This window comes from Coleofasciculus sp. E1-EBD-02 (genome assembly GCF_040218245.1).
In the GTDB taxonomy this organism is placed as follows: Bacteria; Cyanobacteriota; Cyanobacteriia; order Cyanobacteriales; family Coleofasciculaceae; genus Coleofasciculus.
Map to the genome: position 1 here is coordinate 1 of NZ_JAVJQN010000107.1, position 21,751 is coordinate 21,751.

Genomic DNA, 21,751 nt, shown 5'->3' on the forward strand with positions numbered 1-21,751 from the left:
CAAACATTACACGAGTGGATTATCTCTATAAATCGTGTTATGCGTAGCGTAAAAAGTTGGATGCCTCCATTCTTCCGGCATCCCGCTATCCCTCCTCACCCTACGAGAGTTGAGGGTGAGGACTCCCGCGAATACGTTGAAGGTTGGGCGGGTTTTGTTGTTCCGTTATCGGTGGGAAAGGGCGGACGCAAGTTGTTCATTTATTGGTGGCGCCTTCAATTTAATCCCTAAACCCGCCCCTACCAATGATTGATGACGAATAAAATTATATCAGCTTCTGATGCTTGCCCAGAATCACAAACCTATAAAAATAAAGGTTTAAATCATTTTTATTAACAAGATTTAACCCGAAATAATATAACCTATTGTAGGGGCGACCCGCTGCATAAATCAACAACACCCATCCTCTCAATTTTATCGGGTCGCCCTTTACCAAATTGGGTTGGGTTGTCTTATCCTGAACCCGGACAGGTTTTATTGTTCATTTATCGGTGGGGAGGGCGGGTTTCGTTGTTCATTTATCGGTGAATAGGTGAATTGAGTTCCTAAACCCGCCCCTACAGATTCCCTAAACCCTTTCCCTAAACCCTAGACGTTCCACCGGAACGTCTCTACGATACAATCACGAGACGGAAACCGGGGTTTTCTCCCAGCTATTATCCTGGGGCGCAGGCGGTAATCCCATAAATCCTGAACGTTTGATATGATTGGCGATAATCCCTAGTGTGGGCAAGCCAAAGGCATCTAACTGGGTGATGGTTTGCTTGACTAACGAATTCTTGGTTTTCTGGATTGCCGTCACCAGCAACAACCCATCCGTGTGCCTTGCCAGATAACTGATATCCATACAACTGGGGAACTCTGGCGTATCATAAACCACCAAATCAAATTTAGTCTTAAACTCCGCCATCAGTTCCTGCATTTGCGCCGAGGCAAACCGCCGTGTCAGATGAGGGCGGGGTTGACCTGCGGTTAATACAAACAGATTATCAGAAATCGGCGATCGCTCGATAAAATCATGAGGCATCAAATCATCAGCCAGCAAGTCACTCAACCCTTTAGCATTGGGTAAATTCAACTGCTGATGCATCTGAGGGTGCATCAAATTCGCATCCACCAACAGCACCCGTTGACCCATTTGGGCTGCGGTTTGGGCTAAGTGTAACGCCACGGTGGATTTCCCATCCCCCAACGCCGCTGATGTCACACTTAGGGAACGAATCGGGCGGTCTGAAAACAGAAACCGGATACTGGTATAAATAGAATCAAAGGCTTCCAGAAATGTCGCATCCGGATAACTCTGATCCCCAGTTTCTTGATCCTGCTTCGTATTCTGATTTTGATAAGCCGGAACTTCACCCAACACGGGCAAATCCGTCGCATCCTTAAGATCTTCTGTGCTATAAAAAATATCTCTAACTTTTTCCTGGAGAACTCCTAAGCCCAGACCTAAGACTACTCCCCCCATCACACCCATCAACAGCAGCTTGTCGGAGGATTCCGCCATATTTATCGGATTCCCGTATTGATCTCGTGCAATTTCCGGTTCCGATAGAATTTCCCACGGCAGTTTATTCCCCGCTTCCTCAACTTGGAATGTTTCCCGCTGAGTTAAAAGTTGATTCAACGTCTGTGTCGCCACTTCCAACTGTCGCTGGAGTTCGGTATACTCACGGATAACTTCAGGCATTTGCTCGGCTTGTTGAGCAAAGGTAGCTCTCGTCTGGGCTAACTGCTGACTGCGTTCTTCCAACAGTTGAATTTGGTTCGTTGCTTCCACCAGTTGCTGAATCAGCCCCATGCGAACCGAATTCTGAAACGTCATCACATCCGAATTATTGGTGGTGGTTTTGAGGTTCTCGCCGATAATTCGCTGGGCTTCCTGATTCAGCAGCGCTTGTAAATTCTGCCGCTGTTCCTCTAGGGCTTGCATCCGGGGATTATCCGGTGCAAAGCGGGCAGATTCAATGGCAATCTGACTCTCGACTTCCTGAATTTTCCCCAACAACCCTTGATAACGCGGGTCTTGGCTTAAGGCGGATGAGGCAATCGCTTCCTCTGGAGATAATCCTAACTGTTGCCGCAAGTTAGTTGAGAGGGTTCTCAACTCCCGTAGCTCTTGTTGGGTGGCTCGCTGTTGATTTTCAAGATCCCGGACTTGAGCGAGTAATTCTGCCCCTTTAGATTGAGGCTCAATCAGATCATAGCGCTCCTGAATACTCTGAATCTGTTTCTGATAGTTATTGACGCGCTCCTGCAATTTCGGCAGTTGCTCATCTATAAATTTAATCCCTTCACTAATACTGCTCTGGCGTTCATCCAGGCTATACTTTAAATATTTCTCAGCCGTTTCCTCTAAAACTAACTCAGCCAGTTTAGGATCAGAGCTTTGATAATTCACTGCCAGAATCTTAGTGCCCGAACCTCTACCTTTTCCGACAGTGACCTGTTCAATAGTTAATCCTTGTCTTAAAGCACCGACACTAACTCTACCAGGATATTGCGCTTCAATTTCCTCCACCACTGCTCCCAGAACACCCACTCCCTTTAAAATTTCAATCTGAGTGGGGTAATCCAAGCGAAACATTTGCTCATTCGGCACCCCACTGGTGCGAGCTAGGGTGCTAGGGTCACTTGCCCGTTCTTCAGTGGTTACGGGTTCTACTAATAGGCGAAACCCTCCGGCATAAATCGGGGGTTCTTTGGTACTTACATACCAAGCGGCTGCAGTCGTTAGGGTAGTCAAGCCAGCAATCAGCCAAGCTTTCCGCTTCGCCGTTCGCAACAAGGGACGAAAATTCAATCCACGTTGAGGAGTCGCTGTCATCTCATCCGTCAAATCCGCAGACAATGGCGGATCATGTCTATCGCCTTTGCCGTTTGATGAAAGTGGAGAATCCCGTTCTATTTCCATGTTGACCTCTGTCACGTTGACTGTGCCGCACCCAAACCCTTCTTTTGCAACAGTTTCTGGCTAATACCATTATGCCAGACCATTGAGCCAACTGTCTCTATCTTTGGTGTTCCGCACAAGACTTTTCCCAAATGGGCTAGTCCTCTCAATCCATTTTAAATGAAACCCTAGATGACCATCAATAAAGGTTTGATAAAGTTTACTTCAAGAGGGAACGGGAAACGGCGAACGGAGAACACGAACAATAAACCTTTGCCTCTTTACAGTTGTAGAGACGTTGCAGGCAACATCTCTACTTTATAATGGATGAATCTATCTTCTAAAAAGGAGCTTTGTAAAGTTTAAGTTTCTGTTTCAATATCAGCCATAAGAAACCGACATCATCAACGAAATATCGTTTCCACAATCGTCTCGGTTCAACCGAAAAACGATAAAACCATTCTAAGCCAATGTCACTGAGAAACTTGGGCGCTCTTTTGACGTTGCCAGCTTCAAAATCGATCGTTGCACCGATTCCCATAATTATTTTAATGTTGGGATTAAATTTATGCTTGTATTTACTGATAAATAATTCTTGTTTTGGTGCTCCAACTCCTACCCCCAACATTGTAGCGCCTGAATCATTAATCAATTGCACAATTTTGTGGCATTCTTGTTCATCGTTTTCAAATCCCCATGGGGGTGAATATTCGCCTACGACAATTTTTCGACCGATTCTAGCGTTGATTCTCTCTTGAGCCTTCTTCGCTACGCCCGGAGCCGCTCCTAATAAAAATACACGAATATCAGGATTGTCTTTGTGATAATGGCAAAAGGCAGGAAAGACATCTGATCCCGCTAGTTTTTCTTTGAAGGGAGTTCCCAAAAACTTAGAGGCGTAAACTAAAATCTGACTATCACATATTACATAATCAGCCGCTTTATAAGCCTGTAAAAGCTGCCGATTGCTTTGTAATTGCATGAGGTGATCGACATTCGGCGTAAATACAATACCCTGCTTTAATTTCTTTAAAAACTCATCTTTAGAAAAATTATCAATATATAAATTAAGAATTTTAACTTTTTTGCGAACCGAAAGACCGTTATCTTCACTAGCTAGAGGCATCGGCATAACCTCGGGTTCCGGTGTAAACTGGTTATCCTGTTGGTCTTTCATTGAGCGTGGAACTGATGATGAGTTCATAGTAGAGACAACCCCACTGATACTAATTTTAGCTTATACTCCAATTAAATGGCGGTTGATTCAATTTAAAGAGTCTTGGCAGAAAATTAAATCTGTCAGCAGACTGATGTTCAGAGAGTTAGCTGATCTTAGCTGATAACATGTAGACAATGCTCTACAGGTCTTTCCCTTTGCCTAGAATGAAAGATTGATGGATGCCTCAACGATATATCTAGTCTGAATCTTAGCGGAAATACGCTACCCGTGCATCTAAGCCCTGCGATCGCAGTCGATGGGAAATCGCTTCAGCACCGTCACGATCCACAAAGGAGCCAGCATTGACAAATTTGCCGCGTCCAGAGTCAGCGGTAAACGCCCCCGACACATATCGTTGCACTCGGGTGAGTGTATCTCCGTTATAAATGGGGACAACGACCACATAACGATTTTGCTCAAGTGTCGGGATTAACCCCAAAGCCTGAAGTGTATCTTGACTCGCTACGCCATCAGGAAATAGATTATTTGCCTCCTGAAACTGCTCAACGGCGTTTTGAGTTTGGAACCCATAAATGCCATCAACAGGACCGGGATCAAAACCTGCCTGTCTTAACTTTAGCTGAAGTTCAAATACATCTTGACCGCGATCGCCGGGACGCAATTCTCGGATATTAAACGGTTGAGTCTCAATGGGAGGCGGCGGTGTCACTTGTCCTCTGGTAGGAGATAGAATGTTTCCTATAGTCGGAGGAGGTGGCAAGGTGCCAATTGTTGTACTGGGGGGAGGTAAAGTGCTGGAGGCAAAGGTCGAATCTAAGGGTGAAATGCGGCTCAAGTTATCGAACAACACAGATTGGGTGCGTTGACCGACGATTCCATCCGGAATCAGCCCATTGCGGCGCTGAAATTGCTGGACAGCATCTGCGGTGATCGGACCAAAATACCCCGTGGGTTGCTGATCAAAATAGCCTAATTCTCGCAAACGCCTTTGAATCTCAATGACTTGAGAGCCACGACTTCCCGGCTGTAGTGTTTGGGCTACAGCTTTGTCTGTAAGTCCTAAGCTGCTGAGAATGACGGCGAATAATAGCCAGTGAAATGGTACAGGGGAAGGCTTTGGCGATCGCCACTCATCCCCATTGACACTTTCTAAACCCACCTCGGCTGGCTTTTCCGACGCCCAGATAAGATGGCTATAGGCAAGGGTTTCCATAGGTCTCTCAGATAACTTTTATTGCTAGTTTATCAAGCTATCTGGAAAGATAGTAAGAGGTCTTCTATAGCAATTGAGGCACTTAACTCGACGGCTTTTTTGACCACCGCCTTGGAGATACCGTGATTGAGCCATTGCTGATAGCGTCTCTCCCGACCCGACAGCCGTTTCCAGATTTCCCGGCATCTACGCCGAGTTGTCCTCGTGCCTTTCGGGGCTTTCTTTCTTTTGGAGAGATGCTCTAACCTGAGAAAACTTATCGCGAACTCGCTGAATACCTGCGCCGTCCCACTTTTCACCTTCTGTGGTTACGGCAATGTCGCGCCGTCCTAGGTCGATACCAAGAACCTTGTCGGTATCTGGCGAATCAGGCGCATCATCTTTAATTTGGATGTGTAGATAGAATTTTCCGTCGCGATGTTTACACAACTGAGCTGATGTTGGTTTTCTTCCCTTGAGTTTACCTCTCTGGTAGTTACCCACATTTAACCCAATGCGTTCCCTGTCGTGGATAGTCGCAAGACTCACAGTCCAGTCTTGCTCACGAAGCCGAAACAAGTCTTTATCGCAGTCCATACTGGTCGGGGCGAAGCTCTTAACGGGCTTACCCTTTTGCTTGGACACCTTCCGGTTAGCAGAGACTCGCGCACAAGCCCTAACCGCCATATTCGCCACAAGACCAAACTCACTTTTAATCGTGTGATAAGTCAAGGACTGAATAGCTATTTTATTGGTCAGTTTTGGATCTGTGTGTTCATTAACATAATTGCAGGCAGCAGCAAACGCCTGAAGGGTTGCCTCAATTTTGGCAACTTGTTCAGGCGTAGGTTGAAGCTTTACAACTATAGTTAGAACTTGTTTCATAACTCGATTATACCACCTATAGGGACAATAGTTAGAAATATTTCGGGGATCGACCGATGGCATTTTTCGCTATCCCCCTACGGGTTATCTCCGCTGCGCTACGATTGAACCCGTAGCCCCTCGCGATTTCGGTGGGAAAAATTCAAGTTAAGGGATCGTCATTTGTCTTATGTCATTCGTCATTCGTTGATTAGGAACTCTCTTCCCCAGCTCCCAGACGTGCCATGGCACGTCTCTACTCCTGCTCCCCCTGCTCTCTAACCCCACCACCAGACTTATTCAGCAGACCCTATATTAATCCCGATCGCTCGATGAGAACAGCAGACAACGCGGCTATGCCTGTAATTGTCAAGGCTAATAGAGGGTGTTGACCCTGACTCACGGCAAAGGAGGTGACGATTCCAGCACCCAACCCGGCGGTAACTAAGGCAGTCCAGATATCTTTATTCGTGTTTTTGTGGTACATGCGTATTTTTCGTTAAAGAATTTTACAACTATTCAGACAGGTTTTCTCACCGTACCACTCTCTTTTATTGAACTGAAGTCTCTACTCAATTATTGCAATCAAGGTTTAAATTTAGCTACGTTTCTTAATATAATCTCGATGTTGCACGATTTTGATGGATGATGGTGATGACTTCTATCAAATCCGGTTAATCACTGCCGATATATTCTTGCCCAGGCAATCCAGCAATTGCCAGCCATTGAATTTGTCTGTAATGATGTGTATTCAATTAGACATGATACTTAATCAGATGAGGAGTGACCCAAATGAGCCAAATTAGCCAGTGGAGCAAGTCAGCCGCACTTTTGGTGTTAGGATTTACTGTAGCAAAAGGTTTAACAGCAACGGCTAGTGTAGCCGTTGGCAGTGAACCAACTCCGTTGGTGACCACTTGGGTTCATGCCATGGAGAATGTAGAAGGTAATACTTATAGAAACCTTTTAAACTATCAACCTAGAACATTCCCGTCAACCCTACCTTCCCCGACAAATTCTTTTCTGCTTACTCAAGGGTTGATCGGGCAATGTCGGGCGGCGGCGCGGTCAATTTTTATCTACGCGGAACGTTCAACCGCTAATCCGATTCGCGCTTTACAAGCCGATGAACAAGTCACTCTCGCTGAAGCTAGTGGTAGGAATGGTTGGATCGCGATTGGTTCTCCAATTAGTGGATTTGTTCAGGCGAAAGATCTCAAGCCTTGCGCGGGAAATCCTGCGCCTACGCCATCACCCACACCACCTAACCGTTGTCGCCGAGTAATTTATGAAGAAGATGAAGGGTTAGCGATTCGGGAAAGTCCCAACACGAATTCCGCCAGAGTGGGTGGCGTCTTCTTTGGCGATCGCGTCACTCTTTCTGATCCACCCCAATTTAGATTAGATGACGCTGGACGTGAATGGGTAAGGATTACCTCCCCGACTTCTGGCTGGCTATCCAATGGATTTCCGCAACTGGGCGATATTAATCTGAAGGCGTGTTTCTAAAGGGAACAGGGAACAGGGAACAGGGAACAGGGAACAGGGAACAGGGAACAGGGAACAGAAAATTTGTCTCCCATCTCCCTCATCTCCCCCAGCTCCCCCAGCTCCCCCATATCCCCCGGCTCCCCCAGCTCCCCCAGCTCCCCCAGCTCCCCCAGCTCCCCCAGCTCCCCCAGCTCCCTCATCTCCCCTATCTCCTTCAGTCCACTCGCTCGACATTTCCCGCCTTGACCCAACCTTCTTGTTCACTACCCGATAAGCGTACTCTCTGCCATTTTTGATCATCGCTTTCTTTGAGGATGATAATTTCCTTATTGTAGGCTACGCCACCAATGCGATTGGCATTGAGACTGGGAGAATCGCGCAGGCTTAATCCTTCGGGCCACGTCACCCGTGCCTCATACGCACCAGGGGGTAATTCTTCTGGTTCTGGGGATTCACTGGGAGTGGGGCTAGGACTCGGACTGGGTTTGGGCTTCTGGGCAGATTGAGCGGGTTTCTTCGCCGAATCAGGGGATTTAACGGGCTTCGTTGGTTGTTCTTCGGCAAAAATGGGTTTAGCTGGATTGACTGATAATTTTGTAAAAAAGTAATAGCCGACAGCGCCACCCCCGGCTAATAGGATGGCGATGCCTAGAGTCAAACCGATAAAAAATTTGGCAATACCTGATAAGCTCATAGTGTTTGTTATTGGTTATTGGTCATTATTTGTCAAATAGTTATCGCATTCAAATGTTAGTCAGGGCGGGTTTTGTACAAACGTTACGATCAAGATAAAAAAGAAAGTCCCTAAACCATTGGTGTCAACTTAAGCTCAACCCCTTCTCCCGTGCAACAAAAGCGAAGCATCCTCTGTCCTCCCCCCTCTTGTAGGGGGGAACGAGGGGGGTGGAGAAGGGGTTAGGGGATGAGGGGGAAATGTCGAGGAGTAAATAGACACAGCTTAAAACCTTGCCAGCATTGATTTTCTACCTTAAGTTGACACGGGTGGTTCCTAAACCCGCCCCTACAGACACGCCAGGTTGTTTGAGCGAAGCGAAGGGTCAAAATTCAAAACTCAAAACTTTTAAGTTAAGGCGCATTTAAATTGTTTATTCCCTGTTGTCTGTTGCCTTTTGCCTTTGAGCGATTGAGGTATCCTGATCTAAATGCCGAACAGCTTATTGCAGTTGACGCTGAATCCGACTACTTAAACGATTATCTCTTGACGCCATCCGTGCTTTTCCAGCCGCCGCCCAGTCTTTGAGAAATTGAATTTGTTCTTGGGCGGTACGGGCAAGGGGGACGATTTGGCTGGCGGCTTCTAATATATCATCGGTGGTAAAGTCTCGATTTTGACTAAAGCCAATGTGCATGGCTTCGATCAGGGTTTGTTCAATTTCTGCGCCGGAAAAGTCAGGGGTTTCGTAAGCGAGTCGTTCTAGATCATAGTTCTTGAGGTTATGAGGGCGCAGTCGCCCTAAATGTAGTTCAAAAATCGCTTGGCGTTCCTCTTGAGAGGGTAAGCCAACAAAGAAGATTTCATCAAATCGCCCTTTCCGCAGCATTTCCGGCGGGAGGGCTTGGATATTATTGGCGGTGGCGACAACAAATACAGGGGATTTTTTCTCGGCTAACCAGTTGATGAACGTGCCAAACACCCGACTGGCGGTACCGGAATCGCCTTTGGACTCTACTCCCGCAAAGGCTTTGTCGATTTCGTCAATCCAGAGAATACAGGGGGCTAAAGCTTCGGCGAGTTGAATCATCTGGCGGGTGCGGGATTCAGATTCTCCAACTAAGCCACCAAATAAACGCCCGACATCTAAGCGTAATAGGGGAAGATGCCAATGATGTGCGATCGCCTTAGCGGTTAGCGATTTTCCGGTGCCTTGAATTCCGACTAACAGCAAGCCACGGGGATGGGGTAATCCATATTGTCGGGCGCGTTCGGTAAACGCACCACCTCGGCGCAGTAACCAGTCTTTGAGGTTGTCTAAACCGCCAATGTCGGAAATTCGTTCGCTGGTGGGATAATAGTCTAAGATTTGGGTTTGACGAATCGATTGGCGTTTTTCCTCTAGCACCATTTCCACGTCATCGGGTTGGATTTGTCCCTGCGCCGCGATCGCTCTGGCTAATACTCGGCGTATCCGTTCTAAGGATAACCCTTGACAAGAGCGCACCAGTTCATCTAAAACTTTGTCGCTGAGGGATTGGCTGGTGGCGGCGATTAAGCGGCTAATTTCGGCTTTGATTTCCCCAACATCGGGTAAGGGAAACTCTTGTACCGTCAGCACTTCGGTTAAGTCTGGGGGGATGGCGACTTGGGGGGTAACAATGACGAGGTTTTTCGGCTGGGATTTTAGGAGTCGCGCCAGGTTTTTCAGTTTGCGAGAAACGGAGATATCGTCTAGAAAGCGGTGAAAGTCTCTCAGGATAAAGATAGAAGGGGCGTTGGCGGGGATTTTTTCAACAAACTCTAAAGCCTGTAAGGGATTGCGGCGCCCAAATCCTTGATCATTGGGATTCCCTTGATAGCCATCGACAAAATCCCACAGATAAACCGCCCGTTCACCCAACCGTTGAGCCGCCTGTGCGATCGCGACTTCGGCTCGTTCTTCTTCCAGGGTGGGAATATAAATTAGGGGATAGCGGGCGCGTAGCAGCAGCTCAAACTCATCATTAAAACTCATGGGGTTTTGACGGGAAATGCAACAACTTCAAAGCGAATCAGTCACCACACCTCATTTTACCTGGATTGAATGAAATGAGAGGAGGGCGGGTTTTGTATCCCAGTTAGGGAAAATAATCAATAATTATCCCTAAACCCGCCCCTACCTGGATCTAGGTAAATGACATAAGACGTAGCTTGCTTCTTTTGGGGAAGCGAGTATGACAAATGACAAATGACGAATGACGAATGACCATTAATTACCCTGGCAATTTTCCCTTCAAAATTTCCAGAGCATCCCAACGGCGATCAGTTGGCTTAGTGCTATCATTCTCATCCATGACAATTCCTGGACAGTTGGCGTCACATAACTGTCGGGGTGGAATTTCTAGACACAATTGCTCATAAAGCCAACTATTGGGATCAAAATACCCTTGGGGATGTAAGCTTTCCACTAACTCCTCCAAGGGCGTTTCTCGTTCCAAGATACCCAGCTCCTGTTGCTCGGCGGCTTCATCTAACCAAACCAGTTCCGATACATCCACAGTTAACCGATGATTGTACTGCTGCAAACAACGGTTACAGGCTAGGGTAATAATCGTTTCGGCTTGCGCCGAGACTTCTAAATAATTCCCTTGATGCTTAACTTGCAAGCTTCCTCGCACAGGCGTTAGCGTTTCTAAATCGGGCAGGAATTCATTGACCTGAATCACCTCGGTTTGCTCTGGTAATTTAAGCAATCCAGGAATATAAATTACTTCCATGATGCCACTCCTTTGCTGCCAACAAGCCACCCTTACCCCTGATTTTAAACCCTAATCCTTAGTTAAGGACGCAGACGCACCACCAAGCGACGGTTTGGTTCTTGACCCTGACTGTGGGTTTCTAAATCTTCGCATTCCTGGAGCAACGTATGCACTTGACGGCGTTCTGCGGCGGAGAGCGATCGCAATTCATAATCTTGACCCGTCTCCCGTACTTTCTGTGCCGCCTGATCTGCCAGTATCCGGAGTTCCTCTTGACGCTGTAGACGGTAACCATTGAGTTCAACGGTATACGCCGCCTGATCCGCTAATGGCTTACCGAGGTTAAGCGTTGCATTTGCCAGATACTGTAGCGCATCAAGTACCTTACCATTAACGCCAATCAGGGTTTGAATCTCTGCCTCAGTCAATTGGCTTTGATCAATGGTTAACCAGTAGTTTGCTTTACTATCTTGGTTCTCATCAGTGACGTCCACTGTTGCCGACACATTGGATAAGCGTAGCAACTCTTCTAGCCACTGTTGACCCCGCTGCTGATTACTCATAGTTAACTTGACGCTTTTTTCTTGGAACGTTTCGGTTCAAATGGCAGTGATTCTCGCCCTTCGCCGGACTTGTCCTTGGATTGGGTTTTCTGTTCCGCTTTTTCTTGCTCCTCAACCATTTTTTGGATATTGTCCGGTAGGGGTTCTCGCATCAAAATGAAGGATTGCAGCGTCTGAAAAACGTTAGCAATCACCATATACATCAACACCCCGGCGGGTAAGGGGAAGAAGAAGAACATCCCGGAGAATAAAACTGGCGTAATCTTATTCACCGTATTTTGCTGGGATGAACCGCTAGGAGCATTTTGACCCGTGAGAACCTGGTTCACATACAAACTCACGCCAAAAAATAGAATCATGCCCACAATATCCCAGTGGATTTCGCCATCATCTCCAAAGGCACCCACTCGCCCTAAGGCATTAATAAATAGGAATCCTCGCTCGGCGGCTAGTCCGGGAATTGTCGCCTTTAGGGTGACGTCACCCGGTTCTAAGGCTTCCAGGGTGCCATCTTCGGCAAAGTGTACCTTGTCTTCCCCTTTGGTGATTTCCCATTTAGGCACAATTTTGGTGTCTGGATATTCCTTCTCTAGGGTACTGAGGGATTTCCCTTCAACGGATTGAAAGTCGATTGGGGTTTTCTCCCCCACCACTAACCGATTACCACTGGGTAAGACAGCGGCGACGGGTGAATGAACCCCATCGGCAAAGTAAATATTTTGGGGTTTAGTGGCAAAGGCTTGGGGCTGGATGAACTCCATTTTCTCCCGGGGAAAGATTTGTACATCCACCGTGTAGTTCACATTGGAAAACGGTGATCCCCGCAATGTGGCAAATAGGGCAAATAAGACAGGCATTTGCAGCAGCACAGGGAAACACCCGGCTAGGGGATTACCAAACTCCTGGAAGAGTTTGCTCATCTCCTCTTGTTGTTTTACCTTGTCATCGCCATAGCGTTGCTGAATTTCCTCTTGCCGCTTTTTCATTAAGGGTTGGGTAATTCGCATGCGCCTCATGTTGCGAATGGAGCCTGCGTTCAGGGGATAGAGAGCAAAGCGAATTACCAGGGTCAGTGCCACGATGGCAAGACCGTAGCTAGGCACAATCCCGTAAAAGAAATCCAGGATTGGCAGCATGACGTTGTTGGAAAGAAACCCGATACCAAAATCCATTCGTATAAAGTCAACCTAGGCGCTGTAACGTTTTCTGAATCTAATTTATCGAATATTGGCGGCAATGGGAGGCAATGTCCCGCAATTGCCCCGGCGATTCTCCACGCTTTCACCCCAGGGGGAGGCTTTCAGGCGATCGCCGTCTTGGGCAGCCCAAAGAAATTCAATGGGGAAATGTATCCAAACATACAGAAATTTGGCAAAAATTTCTAATCAGGTTGGCGCTCCTTCAACTTAGAGTTGTCTGAACGAGGTGAGGAGTTCAATTATTCCCCACACCCGACGCCCACGAACATTGCTCCCTTGCTCACTGCCGCTATACTTTAAGCCTTAACGGAATCTAGAGGTTTACCCGTTTTGGCAGAAACTTTTTCACCGATATAATCGTAAATTTCGCGAAACTGAGGCATAGCCCGCAGTTCTAAACGGCTACCATCTTTCAGGATAACCACAATATCGCCCCACAGACCGATACCACGGGGAACTTTCCGCAGTTGAGCAATTTCGGAGTAGATAATATCCGTGCGATCGCGCCCTTGCCATCCCCCTGTCACCGAAATGCGGCGATTTGTCACCCGATAGCGCAACCACAACGCTCGCACAACCGCCCCAATGGTTAAGGGCAGGGCGATAACCGTGAACCCCAACAAAATGTTTATAATCAAATCACCGATATGGGGACCCCCCTCATAATAGGTTTCCTCTTTAATGCCCATTTATTACCTCAGCATCTACCAATAACTGCTCTAATTCTTGCAAAAATTGAGCATAATCGCACTCCAAGGCGCTGGGGCGCACTCCAACTATGACATGCCAACCGGGTGTCAGTCGCGGCAATAATTGGCGCAAAGCCGCTCGTATCTGACGTTTCAGCCGATTACGAACGACGGCTTTTTTACTAACTTTTTGGCTGACGGAAATACCGATGCGAGTGGGAGGTAAATCGGGAGGATTGAGCTGTAACTTGTCTGAACGGAGACCCTTCTCATGGCTAACCTTAGGCAAATGCAAACCTCGCACGGTTAAATGACGTCCATAGCGACGAATTCCTTTTTGGTATACTGCCTTAAAATCTCGCCAATGCTTGAGTCGATTCGCCTGGGGCAACAATTGTTATTTGTCCTTGGTCATTCGTTATTTGTCATTGGTCATTTGTCATTGGTCATTTGTCAAGTCGGGGCGGGTTTATTTACATCTGGGTGCAACTGAAAAGATAGTAGTGAAACCCGCCCCTACACAATCTCCCTCATCTCCCCCAGCTCCCCCGGTTTCCCCAGCTCATCCTGAACCTTGACAAGATAACACTACACCGCTAGACGATAACGTCCTTTACTGCGGCGGGCTTTAATGACCGTTCGACCGTTTTTGGTTCGCATGCGGGCGCGAAATCCTGATTTGCGTTTTTGCTTGCGGTTACTACCGCCTAATGTACGTTTTGTCATGGTTTATTGTTTATCGCGCTACATCTTTTAAGTTTGGAAAACAGGGAGAAAGCGAAAGTCGTTATACTACTTTACCCTGTTTACCAAAGAATCACGATCTACTATCGTAACATTCCAACCGCCTAACTAATCGTCAGAATCCAGGTTCCCATATAACGGGGTAGGGGAACATCACCGGGAGTCCACACTAGGCATTCAAAATAAAAGGTACCGCCAAACCGGGGATTTTTCACATTAGACAACACAATCTCCACCTTCTCCTGGGCTGGAACTGGCTCCTGCATATAAATCTGGATCTGGTAATTCTCTTTATCCCAGTCCACTTCAGCAATGGGTAGTGATTCGCCGTCAACTCTTACCTCAATCCGATCTGTGTCAAATTTTCCGGTGTAATAATCTGGATAACGAACGACAAACTGCTGCACCGCCAATTCCATCTTCTTGCTGGGAATCCTCAGGTAGTATCGATCCCATTGATTAGCTCGACCCCCAAACCCCAGATAGTACCTGAGGATATTTTCCCGTTGCACACCGCTAAATATAGTGAGTCCGGGATTACTCTGAGCTAATGTCCGAACAGCTACACCAGTGAATAAACAGCCTGTTAAGGCAACGGCTGAAACGAAGCGTCCTAGAGGAGATTTGCGGATAAACATAAATGGGGAACCTTTCGCTGTAAAAAAAACTAAGATTTTTACTAAACTTTACAGTCTTTGACTGTAACAGATTTTAGTCCTACCGTAGTCGGGCGATGGTGCAGACGCTCAAGAGGTGGGAAAAGTGCCTGGGGGCGCTGAGAGAGTTGAGGGAGCAATGTAGAGACGTAGCATGCTACGTCTGGAAGCTGAGGGAGCTGGGCTTAGAGAGAAGTGAGTCTGACCTGCTTGACTCTCGGCTTTGACTCCGCTAAAGTGTCTGGCAGCTTATAGTCACTCTCTGTCTAGTTCGTCATATCTGTAGTTAAATATACACAAATTTCGGAAAAACCTGCTCATACTTCTGATTATTACCAAAAAATGGCGATCTATAGCTATCCAGATTATCAAATTAATCGACATTGAGCTAGGTGTATTGAGTGCGCTAAACCTGTCACACTTTTAATTTGATATAACTCTCAGGGGAATTCTACTAGCCAGTTCGGATGAAAGCTTTAACCAATAGAGTATGGATGAAAAACTCCACTGAATTGCCCTCAAGACAGACAAATTTTTCCAGGCACAGATCGCTTAGATAGTGTTGATGCAAAAGGAAGGCACAAGGGCTATCATGACATAAAAATACGACCTTCGTCTGTATGGCATTAGCCTAACGACCAAGGCATAGTTTTTTCGGTTAGTCTATAAGGAGTTTTCATGAAAATAGCACTGGTTAAAGAAATTGAAGTGGGCGAAAATCGGGTCGCCCTGATTCCGGACATTGTTGCCCGTTTGGTCAAACAGGGCTTAGAGATTTGGGTGGAAAATGGTGCGGGAGAGGCATCGTTTTTTAGCGATCGCGCTTATGAGGATGCGGGAGCTACTCTAGTCTCAGATCCAGGTAAACTCTGGGCTGAAGCTGATGTCATCGTCAAAGTGGGCATCCCCAAAGATGATGAAATCAACCAAATGCGGGAAGGCTCAACATTAATTAGCTTCCTGAGTCCCTTGGGGAAACCAGAGGTTGCCCAGAAACTGGCAAATCGCCAAGTGACTGCCTTCAGTATGGAGCTGATTCCCCGTACCAGTCGCGCCCAGAGTATGGATGCGCTGTCTTCCCAAGCCGGGGTAGCCGGGTACAAAGCGGTACTGATTGCCGCCGCCGCGTTACCGAAATTCTTCCCCATGTTAACCACAGCCGCAGGAACAATCAAACCCTCAAAAGTGTTTATCCTGGGTGCAGGTGTAGCTGGACTGCAAGCGATCGCGACTGCCCGACGCTTGGGTGCTATGGTAGAAGCCTTTGATATTCGTCCGGCGGTGAAGGAGGAAGTACAAAGTCTGGGAGCCAAGTTTGTTGAGGTCGATCTCCAAGAAGATACTGTGGCTGAAGGCGGGTATGCCAAGGAAGTCTCTGACACCGCTAAACAGCGCACCCAAGAGGTAATCGCTGAACACGTCAAGCAGTCGGATGTGGTGATTACTACCGCCCAAGTTCCGGGCAAAAAAGCCCCCTTACTGGTGACGGAGGAGATGGTTCAGCAAATGAGTCCGGGTTCAGTGATCGTGGATCTCGCCGCTGAACAAGGTGGAAACTGTGCCGTTACTGAAGCCGGGAAAGATATTGTCCGTCATGGCGTGACTGTTATTGGTCCAATTAATGTCCCCGCGTCCATGCCCACCCATGCCAGCCAGATGTACGCCAAGAATATCTCAACCTTATTACAGTACCTGGTCAAAGAGGGACAGTTACAACTCAATTTTGAGGATGATATTGTAGACAGCACCTGTATTACCCATGCGGGTGAAATTCGCAATCAGCGGGTGAAAGATGCTCTGTCTCAAATGAGTACAACCGTCTAAATGTAGATATAGGTTAGGTTCAGGTTGATCATTGGGTTTTTCCTCATAAATCATGAACAATAAACCATGAACCCTAAAAAAGGAGAAAAAGATGACTACCACATTCATTGCCAGTTTATTTGTCTTTGTCTTAGCCGCCTTTGTTGGTTTTGAAGTGATCAACAAAGTGCCACCCACCCTACATACTCCCTTGATGTCTGGGGCAAATGCCATTTCCGGGATTGCCGTCATCGGCGCATTGCTCATCTCCGGATCGAAGGAATGGAATGTCACCGTCATTTTGGGTTTAGTGGCTGTTGTGCTAGCCACGGTTAACGTGGTGGGCGGTTTCCTGGTTACGGATCGCATGTTGCAAATGTTTAAGAAATAAGAGAGGTGAGCGCATGACCGACTTTCTACCGACTGGGATTGAACTGACGTATTTAGTCGCAACCGGATTATTTATCTTTGGGCTGAAAAAGCTGGGATCACCAGCGACAGCACGCCAAGGAAATGTTTGGGCTTCGGTGGGGATGCTGCTAGCTGTGGTGGCAACTCTGCTGAACCAACAGGTCTTAAATTATCAAATGATTTTGGTGGGGATCGCCATCGGTGCTGTCATTGGTGTGACGGCAGCGTATAAGGTGGCGATGACTGCTATGCCTCAGATGGTAGGCTTGCTGAATGGGTTGGGTGGTGCCGCCTCAGCCTTAGTCGCGATCGGGGAATTTTGGCGCTTGCTGAACGCGGGTCAAGGTGTACCTTTAGGGTCTACGATTACCGTGATTCTGGGTGTGCTAATTGGTGGAGTTACGCTCACCGGGAGCTTTGTCGCATTTGGCAAGTTACAGGGGTTGATTACGGGTAAACCCGTAAAGTTTCCCTTGCAGCAAGTATTTAATGCTTTACTCCTGATTAGCTTTTTGGTCTGTAGTGGTTACCTACTCGTGACACCGGACAATACGACCATCTTTCTGGCGATGGTGGGTATCTCCTCAGTGTTAGGGATTTTCTTTGTCCTCCCCATTGGCGGCGGCGATATGCCTGTGGTGATCTCACTGCTGAACTCGTTTTCCGGGTTAGCGGCGAGCGCGGCGGGTTTTGTCGTGATGAACGATATGCTGATTGTGGCTGGGGCGTTAGTTGGGGCTTCCGGTTTAATCCTGACCAATATTATGTGTAAGGCGATGAACCGTTCCTTACCTAACGTGCTATTTAGTGCCTTTGGTAGCGGTGAAGTCAAAGGCGGTGCTGGTGGTGCCGGTGGCGTCGGTGACAAAGTTGTCCATAGTATTGATGCCGAAGAAGGGGCAATGATGTTGGGCTATGCCCGCTCCGTGGTCGTTGTTCCAGGGTATGGGATGGCAGTGGCTCAGGCACAACATACAGTGCGCGAATTAGCCGATCAGCTTGAAAAACTCGGCGTTGAGGTCAAATACGCCATTCACCCAGTTGCGGGTCGGATGCCGGGACACATGAACGTCCTTTTAGCCGAAGCGAATGTCTCTTATGACTATCTCTACGACATGGATGACATCAATCCTCAGTTTGATAATACGGATGTTGCCCTCGTCATTGGTGCCAATGATGTGGTAAATCCAGCCGCTCGTAGCAATAGCAGTAGTCCGATTTATGGGATGCCGATTCTCGATGTCGATAAGGCAAAGCACGCGATCGTGATTAAGCGAAGTATGAGTACGGGCTTTGCTGGTATTGAAAATGAGTTGTTCTACGGCGATAAGACCATGATGCTATTTGGTAGCGCCAAGGATGTTGTGGGGCAGCTTGTGGCTGAGGTGAAGCAGCTTTAATTAACCTAGGGGCGGGTTTGACGATGATCATTTTTGCCATCCGAATGTGACTCAACCCGCCCCGACAATCGAATCATGGCAGGTGTTGTTGAGAGGTTATTGGTGGGAAAGGGCGGGTTTTGTTGAACGGTTATCGGTGAATAGCGGAATTTAGTCCCTAAACCCGCCCCTACAGAACATTAAATCCTATCCAGAAATGTCGGTAGGATAATCGGTGTGAACGGCTTCTAGCTTCTTTTGCCAGACAACTCATCACCAGATTTTCCAGGGCTTTGGGCAATTTCAAATCCGGTTTTGCGGCTTCAAAGCGGCGCGGTGGGCTGAAGTGATGGGCTTTGTACCATCCGCCAAAGGAATTCGATTCGCCCACAATGGGCATTTCGCCGGTGAGCATCTCAAACATCATCACGCCCAGACTGTAAATGTCAGAGCGGTTATCGAGTTCCCGTCCCTCCATTTGCTCGGGGGAACAATAGGCTAATGTCCCCATAAACGAATGGGTTTGCTCGCTATTGGACTGGATCAGCTTGGCAATGCCAAAGTCAAGAATTTTTACCAGTTCTCCAAAGGAGGCGTCTTCAACCACCAGGATATTGCTGGGTTTAATATCGCGATGAATAATTGGGCTAAGTTCACCTTCGATCACGATTCCCTTATGAGCGCATTGCAGCCCTAAACTAATCTGACGGCTAACATTGAGAAAGCGAGGTAAGGGGAGGGATTGCTCGCGAATGATTTCACTTAAGCCACTGCCTTCCAGGAACTCCATGACGTAAAACGAAATGTCATTTTCATCCACGCCATAGTCCCGGACGCGCACGATATGATTACTTTTTTCCCCAAGTAGCGCACAGATTGTTGCTTCTCGCTCAAAGCGATCGCGCATTTTTTGGTTGAGCAAGGTTTGGGATATGAATTTGACAGCGACAATCACGCCGCCAAGTAACATATCTTTAGCTTTATAAACTTGACCCATAGCGCCCTGACCTATCAACCCAACGAGTTGATAGCGGTTGGCGAGTATGCGACCATGATTAGGGTCTTTTGTCATGATTGGTTTAGTGAGAGCTTGGAGCAGTTGTGAACGATACCTATTTACCAGTTTGACCCAAGCGCAATTCGGCAAGTAGCATTCAATTGAACTAGACCCAATAACTCACTCGGTTACTCGTTCCATTGTGCCATTATGACCAGCTATAGTTCATCGCTTTATTGAGCGCTCAACGGGAGCCACACCTGTGGTAAACCGAAATCCATTAACTCAATAAGTTTCATAAGTCAAGGATAACGTAGAATTTATCAGTCTATCCCGGACTATATCTTGCTACGCTAACACACCAAAAGCAGGTAAAACGTCACAGATTTTTAGGACGGTCAAATCCCAGTGAGTGATTTCATGAACCGGAAAGGAATACAAGCAGAACAGTTGCTAACCAAAGTGGAGGCTCGAAGCCCCATTACTTCAGTGCGGAGTGCTGAGTGTTGATACTTCACACTTTATACTTCTGATTATAGGCTTGTGCTATCCAGGCTGTCGTTCTAGCGTTGCTTCCATTGTGCTGGTCAGATAATGACCTGCCATGATGCTACTGGAGAGGTAGTAGGTATTATCATCAAGTTGGTGTCGGGTTTCAAAACCACTACGTCTTTGGCGATCGCTTAAAACCCAATAGCGTTGCACAATTGATTCTGGAGCGATCCAACCCTCGCCCTCAACACGACCCAAAACACTATGCTGTAAGACGAAGGTATACTGCCGTTCTCCGGCATCAAGACGCCCCCGATATTGGAAAGAAATATCCTCGCGCTCATCGTCGGGAAACACCAGCTTGGTTACCATCGTAAACCAGTTTTCTCGACCCCAAGCAACAATTGTTTTCCCTCTCACGCTGAGAAGCGATCCATTGCGCTCCAGCCAATTTCCCTGGAGTGTCCAGCGTCCTGCCTCCATTAAAAAGGTGTGAGCCACAGCGTTACCCTTTGCCTCTAATTGAATAGTGCTGGTTGAATTTGTCCTCCACTATGGCACAATGCCTGACCAAGCAGATTGCCAAAATCGTAGTCATTAGGATAAAAAAATAGGCAATTGTGTTTCAGTATTCAGTGTAGTCCCAAGTGGGCAAGAAATGGTTGATTCTGAGTGAATTATTTAGGATGGCGCGATATTACCCAAACGTACCGCCTGCTTCGCCCCCGTAACTGGCGGTAGATTCCCGCAAATGCCCAAGTCTCGCCAATAGGCTAAAACGGCAAAGGCGATCGCTTCTTTGAAATCTCCACTCACCCCAGCCTGATCCGTTGTTTGTATCTGTACGGATTGTAACCGGGAATGCATGCGCTGTTTGAGATAACGATTGCGGCTACCCCCACCACATAAGAATATCTGGTCGGGCTTCTTCGGTAAAAAGCGACGATAGCTGTCCTCTATAGACGCGACGGTGAGTTCGGTTAGGGTTGCCAATAGATCAGCCGGACTCAGAGAATAGGCTTGACTCTCGGCAATACATTGGTGTAAATAATCCCAGCCGAATAATTCTCGCCCTGTGGATTTAGGCGGGGGTTGCTGGAAAAAGTCGTGGCTTAACCATTGGTTGAGCAGGGGTTGACAAACGGTTCCCTGTCGCGCCCAGTTTCCGTCTTGGTCATAGGTTTGACTCCCCTGGGTAAAATGCTGTACAGCTAAATCCAACAGCGTATTTCCCGGTCCTGTATCCCAACCACTGACCAAATCTAACCAATTTCCTTGACAGGGAGGGAGGTAAGTAACATTACCTATGCCGCCGATATTTTGGATACATCGGTGCTGAGTCGGGGAGGAGAGCAAACAAGCATCAATTTTGGAGACTAAGGGCGCTCCTTGACCCCCAACCGCAATATCAGCGATACGGAAATTACTGACTGTTTTAATCCCTGTGGCGTGAGCAATAACCTCTCCCCGTCCTAACTGAAGACTATAGCCTAAAGGGGTGCAGGGGGGCGGAGGGGTTGAGGGGTTGAGGGGTGGGGGAGCAGGGGGACGATGGTAAACGGTTTGACCGTGGGAACCGATCAGCGTAGCGGCGGGTGGGTGGTGTTTTTGGATAGCTTGGGCGGCTTGAGCAAATTGTCGCGCGATCGCATCATCTAATCCAGCGAATTCTGCCATCGATATAGAACCACCAGCACAGAGATTAAGGATTTGCGATCGCAGTTTTTCGGGGTAGGGATACGTCGCTCCCGCCAATAACTCCACAGTTAAATCGGATTCGGAAC

The 21,751-nt window shown here is 47.5% G+C and carries 20 protein-coding genes and 2 pseudogenes; 4 read left to right on the forward strand and 18 right to left on the reverse strand.

What is annotated here, in order from left to right; all coding sequences use genetic code 11:
- Positions 1-622: 622 nt before the first annotated feature.
- The 5 genes and pseudogenes from RIC07_RS17200 to RIC07_RS17220 all read right to left on the reverse strand — a co-directional run bounded on the left by RIC07_RS17200 (position 623) and on the right by RIC07_RS17220 (position 6,616).
- Positions 623-2,929 carry a GumC family protein gene (locus RIC07_RS17200; RefSeq protein ID WP_446395595.1) on the reverse strand — a complete coding sequence of 769 codons (2,307 nt, stop codon included), beginning with the start codon at positions 2,927-2,929 and terminating at the stop codon, positions 623-625.
- A gap of 304 nt (positions 2,930-3,233) precedes the next feature.
- Positions 3,234-4,070: a WecB/TagA/CpsF family glycosyltransferase gene (locus tag RIC07_RS17205; RefSeq protein WP_446395596.1), complete on the reverse strand. Its 837-nt coding sequence runs from the start codon at positions 4,068-4,070 to the stop codon at positions 3,234-3,236.
- Positions 4,071-4,320: 250 nt separating this feature from the next.
- A complete protein-coding gene (locus RIC07_RS17210) occupies positions 4,321-5,286 on the reverse strand; it encodes a peptidoglycan-binding domain-containing protein (protein WP_446395597.1) in 966 nt (321 codons plus the stop codon).
- 56 nt (positions 5,287-5,342) lie between these two features.
- Positions 5,343-6,292 (reverse strand): annotated as a pseudogene (locus tag RIC07_RS17215) (RNA-guided endonuclease InsQ/TnpB family protein); the annotation flags it as partial.
- A gap of 147 nt (positions 6,293-6,439) precedes the next feature.
- Complete coding sequence (locus RIC07_RS17220; RefSeq protein ID WP_446381812.1) at positions 6,440-6,616, reverse strand: hypothetical protein; 177 nt, start codon at positions 6,614-6,616, stop codon at positions 6,440-6,442.
- 305 nt (positions 6,617-6,921) lie between these two features.
- Here RIC07_RS17220 and RIC07_RS17225 point away from each other — a divergent pair, with 305 nt between their 5' ends.
- A complete protein-coding gene (locus RIC07_RS17225) occupies positions 6,922-7,638 on the forward strand; it encodes an SH3 domain-containing protein (protein WP_446395598.1) in 717 nt (238 codons plus the stop codon).
- Here the strand turns inward: RIC07_RS17225 and RIC07_RS17230 are convergent.
- From RIC07_RS17230 to RIC07_RS17275, 10 genes are all read right to left on the reverse strand, one after another.
- Positions 7,585-7,854 carry a hypothetical protein gene (locus tag RIC07_RS17230; protein WP_446395599.1) on the reverse strand — a complete coding sequence of 90 codons (270 nt, stop codon included), beginning with the start codon at positions 7,852-7,854 and terminating at the stop codon, positions 7,585-7,587. The two genes, RIC07_RS17225 and RIC07_RS17230, sit on opposite strands and share 54 nt — an antisense overlap.
- Positions 7,835-8,314 (reverse strand): SH3 domain-containing protein, encoded by a 480-nt coding sequence (locus tag RIC07_RS17235; RefSeq protein ID WP_446395600.1) that lies wholly within the window; start codon positions 8,312-8,314, stop codon positions 7,835-7,837. The genes RIC07_RS17230 and RIC07_RS17235 overlap by 20 nt, the downstream gene beginning before the upstream one ends.
- A 481-nt stretch (positions 8,315-8,795) precedes the next feature.
- Entirely contained in the window at positions 8,796-10,310 is a 1,515-nt protein-coding gene (locus RIC07_RS17240; RefSeq protein ID WP_446395601.1) for an AAA family ATPase, read from the reverse strand.
- Between the two features lie 238 nt (positions 10,311-10,548).
- Complete coding sequence (locus tag RIC07_RS17245) at positions 10,549-11,052, reverse strand: YceD family protein (protein ID WP_446395602.1); 504 nt, start codon at positions 11,050-11,052, stop codon at positions 10,549-10,551.
- A 62-nt stretch (positions 11,053-11,114) separates the two neighbouring features.
- Positions 11,115-11,597 carry a Jag family protein gene (locus RIC07_RS17250; protein WP_446395603.1) on the reverse strand — a complete coding sequence of 161 codons (483 nt, stop codon included), beginning with the start codon at positions 11,595-11,597 and terminating at the stop codon, positions 11,115-11,117.
- Between the two features lie 2 nt (positions 11,598-11,599).
- Positions 11,600-12,769, reverse strand: coding sequence for a membrane protein insertase YidC (gene yidC, locus RIC07_RS17255; RefSeq protein ID WP_446395604.1), 1,170 nt, complete (start codon positions 12,767-12,769; stop codon positions 11,600-11,602).
- A gap of 323 nt (positions 12,770-13,092) precedes the next feature.
- Positions 13,093-13,485 (reverse strand): PH domain-containing protein, encoded by a 393-nt coding sequence (locus RIC07_RS17260; RefSeq protein ID WP_044210391.1) that lies wholly within the window; start codon positions 13,483-13,485, stop codon positions 13,093-13,095.
- The gene (gene rnpA, locus RIC07_RS17265; RefSeq protein ID WP_446395605.1) at positions 13,475-13,879 is read right to left on the reverse strand and encodes a ribonuclease P protein component; all 405 of its coding nucleotides are present in this window, start codon (positions 13,877-13,879) and stop codon (positions 13,475-13,477) included. Before rnpA ends, RIC07_RS17260 begins: the two co-directional genes overlap by 11 nt.
- A gap of 194 nt (positions 13,880-14,073) precedes the next feature.
- Positions 14,074-14,211, reverse strand: coding sequence for a 50S ribosomal protein L34 (gene rpmH / locus RIC07_RS17270; protein ID WP_446375296.1), 138 nt, complete (start codon positions 14,209-14,211; stop codon positions 14,074-14,076).
- Between the two features lie 122 nt (positions 14,212-14,333).
- Positions 14,334-14,867, reverse strand: coding sequence for a DUF2808 domain-containing protein (locus tag RIC07_RS17275; protein ID WP_446395606.1), 534 nt, complete (start codon positions 14,865-14,867; stop codon positions 14,334-14,336).
- Between the two features lie 696 nt (positions 14,868-15,563).
- Here RIC07_RS17275 and RIC07_RS17280 point away from each other — a divergent pair.
- The 3 genes from RIC07_RS17280 (at position 15,564) to RIC07_RS17290 (ending at position 18,499) form a co-directional block, all read left to right on the forward strand.
- Complete coding sequence (locus RIC07_RS17280; protein WP_446395607.1) at positions 15,564-16,709, forward strand: Re/Si-specific NAD(P)(+) transhydrogenase subunit alpha; 1,146 nt, start codon at positions 15,564-15,566, stop codon at positions 16,707-16,709.
- Between the two features lie 91 nt (positions 16,710-16,800).
- Positions 16,801-17,079 (forward strand): NAD(P) transhydrogenase subunit alpha, encoded by a 279-nt coding sequence (locus RIC07_RS17285; RefSeq protein ID WP_006105018.1) that lies wholly within the window; start codon positions 16,801-16,803, stop codon positions 17,077-17,079.
- Between the two features lie 13 nt (positions 17,080-17,092).
- Positions 17,093-18,499 carry an NAD(P)(+) transhydrogenase (Re/Si-specific) subunit beta gene (locus RIC07_RS17290; protein WP_446395608.1) on the forward strand — a complete coding sequence of 469 codons (1,407 nt, stop codon included), beginning with the start codon at positions 17,093-17,095 and terminating at the stop codon, positions 18,497-18,499.
- 220 nt (positions 18,500-18,719) lie between these two features.
- On the opposite strand, the pseudogene RIC07_RS17295 reads toward RIC07_RS17290, so the two are convergent.
- From RIC07_RS17295 to RIC07_RS17305, 3 genes and pseudogenes are all read right to left on the reverse strand, one after another.
- Positions 18,720-19,550, reverse strand: a pseudogene (locus RIC07_RS17295) (serine/threonine protein kinase); the annotation flags it as partial.
- Between the two features lie 471 nt (positions 19,551-20,021).
- Positions 20,022-20,468, reverse strand: a complete 447-nt coding sequence (locus RIC07_RS17300) for a hypothetical protein (protein ID WP_446344309.1) — start codon at positions 20,466-20,468, stop codon at positions 20,022-20,024.
- 180 nt (positions 20,469-20,648) lie between these two features.
- Positions 20,649-21,751 (reverse strand): anhydro-N-acetylmuramic acid kinase (locus tag RIC07_RS17305; protein ID WP_446395609.1); only part of this gene is annotated, 1,103 nt, incomplete at its 5' end.

Bases quoted from the DNA above. Each gene is read 5' to 3' on its own strand.
- RIC07_RS17205 (WP_446395596.1), bottom strand. From the start codon at position 4,070: ATGAAAGACCAACAGGATAACCAGTTTACACCGGAACCCGAGGTTATG.
- RIC07_RS17210 (WP_446395597.1), bottom strand. From the start codon at position 5,286: ATGGAAACCCTTGCCTATAGCCATCTTATCTGGGCGTCGGAAAAGCCA.
- RIC07_RS17220 (WP_446381812.1), bottom strand. From the start codon at position 6,616: ATGTACCACAAAAACACGAATAAAGATATCTGGACTGCCTTAGTTACC.
- RIC07_RS17225 (WP_446395598.1), top strand. From the start codon at position 6,922: ATGAGCCAAATTAGCCAGTGGAGCAAGTCAGCCGCACTTTTGGTGTTA.
- RIC07_RS17230 (WP_446395599.1), bottom strand. From the start codon at position 7,854: ATGTCGAGCGAGTGGACTGAAGGAGATAGGGGAGATGAGGGAGCTGGG.
- RIC07_RS17235 (WP_446395600.1), bottom strand. From the start codon at position 8,314: ATGAGCTTATCAGGTATTGCCAAATTTTTTATCGGTTTGACTCTAGGC.
- RIC07_RS17240 (WP_446395601.1), bottom strand. From the start codon at position 10,310: ATGAGTTTTAATGATGAGTTTGAGCTGCTGCTACGCGCCCGCTATCCC.
- RIC07_RS17245 (WP_446395602.1), bottom strand. From the start codon at position 11,052: ATGGAAGTAATTTATATTCCTGGATTGCTTAAATTACCAGAGCAAACC.
- RIC07_RS17250 (WP_446395603.1), bottom strand. From the start codon at position 11,597: ATGAGTAATCAGCAGCGGGGTCAACAGTGGCTAGAAGAGTTGCTACGC.
- yidC (WP_446395604.1), bottom strand. From the start codon at position 12,769: ATGGATTTTGGTATCGGGTTTCTTTCCAACAACGTCATGCTGCCAATC.
- RIC07_RS17260 (WP_044210391.1), bottom strand. From the start codon at position 13,485: ATGGGCATTAAAGAGGAAACCTATTATGAGGGGGGTCCCCATATCGGT.
- rpmH (WP_446375296.1), bottom strand. From the start codon at position 14,211: ATGACAAAACGTACATTAGGCGGTAGTAACCGCAAGCAAAAACGCAAA.
- RIC07_RS17275 (WP_446395606.1), bottom strand. From the start codon at position 14,867: ATGTTTATCCGCAAATCTCCTCTAGGACGCTTCGTTTCAGCCGTTGCC.
- RIC07_RS17280 (WP_446395607.1), top strand. From the start codon at position 15,564: ATGAAAATAGCACTGGTTAAAGAAATTGAAGTGGGCGAAAATCGGGTC.
- RIC07_RS17285 (WP_006105018.1), top strand. From the start codon at position 16,801: ATGACTACCACATTCATTGCCAGTTTATTTGTCTTTGTCTTAGCCGCC.
- RIC07_RS17290 (WP_446395608.1), top strand. From the start codon at position 17,093: ATGACCGACTTTCTACCGACTGGGATTGAACTGACGTATTTAGTCGCA.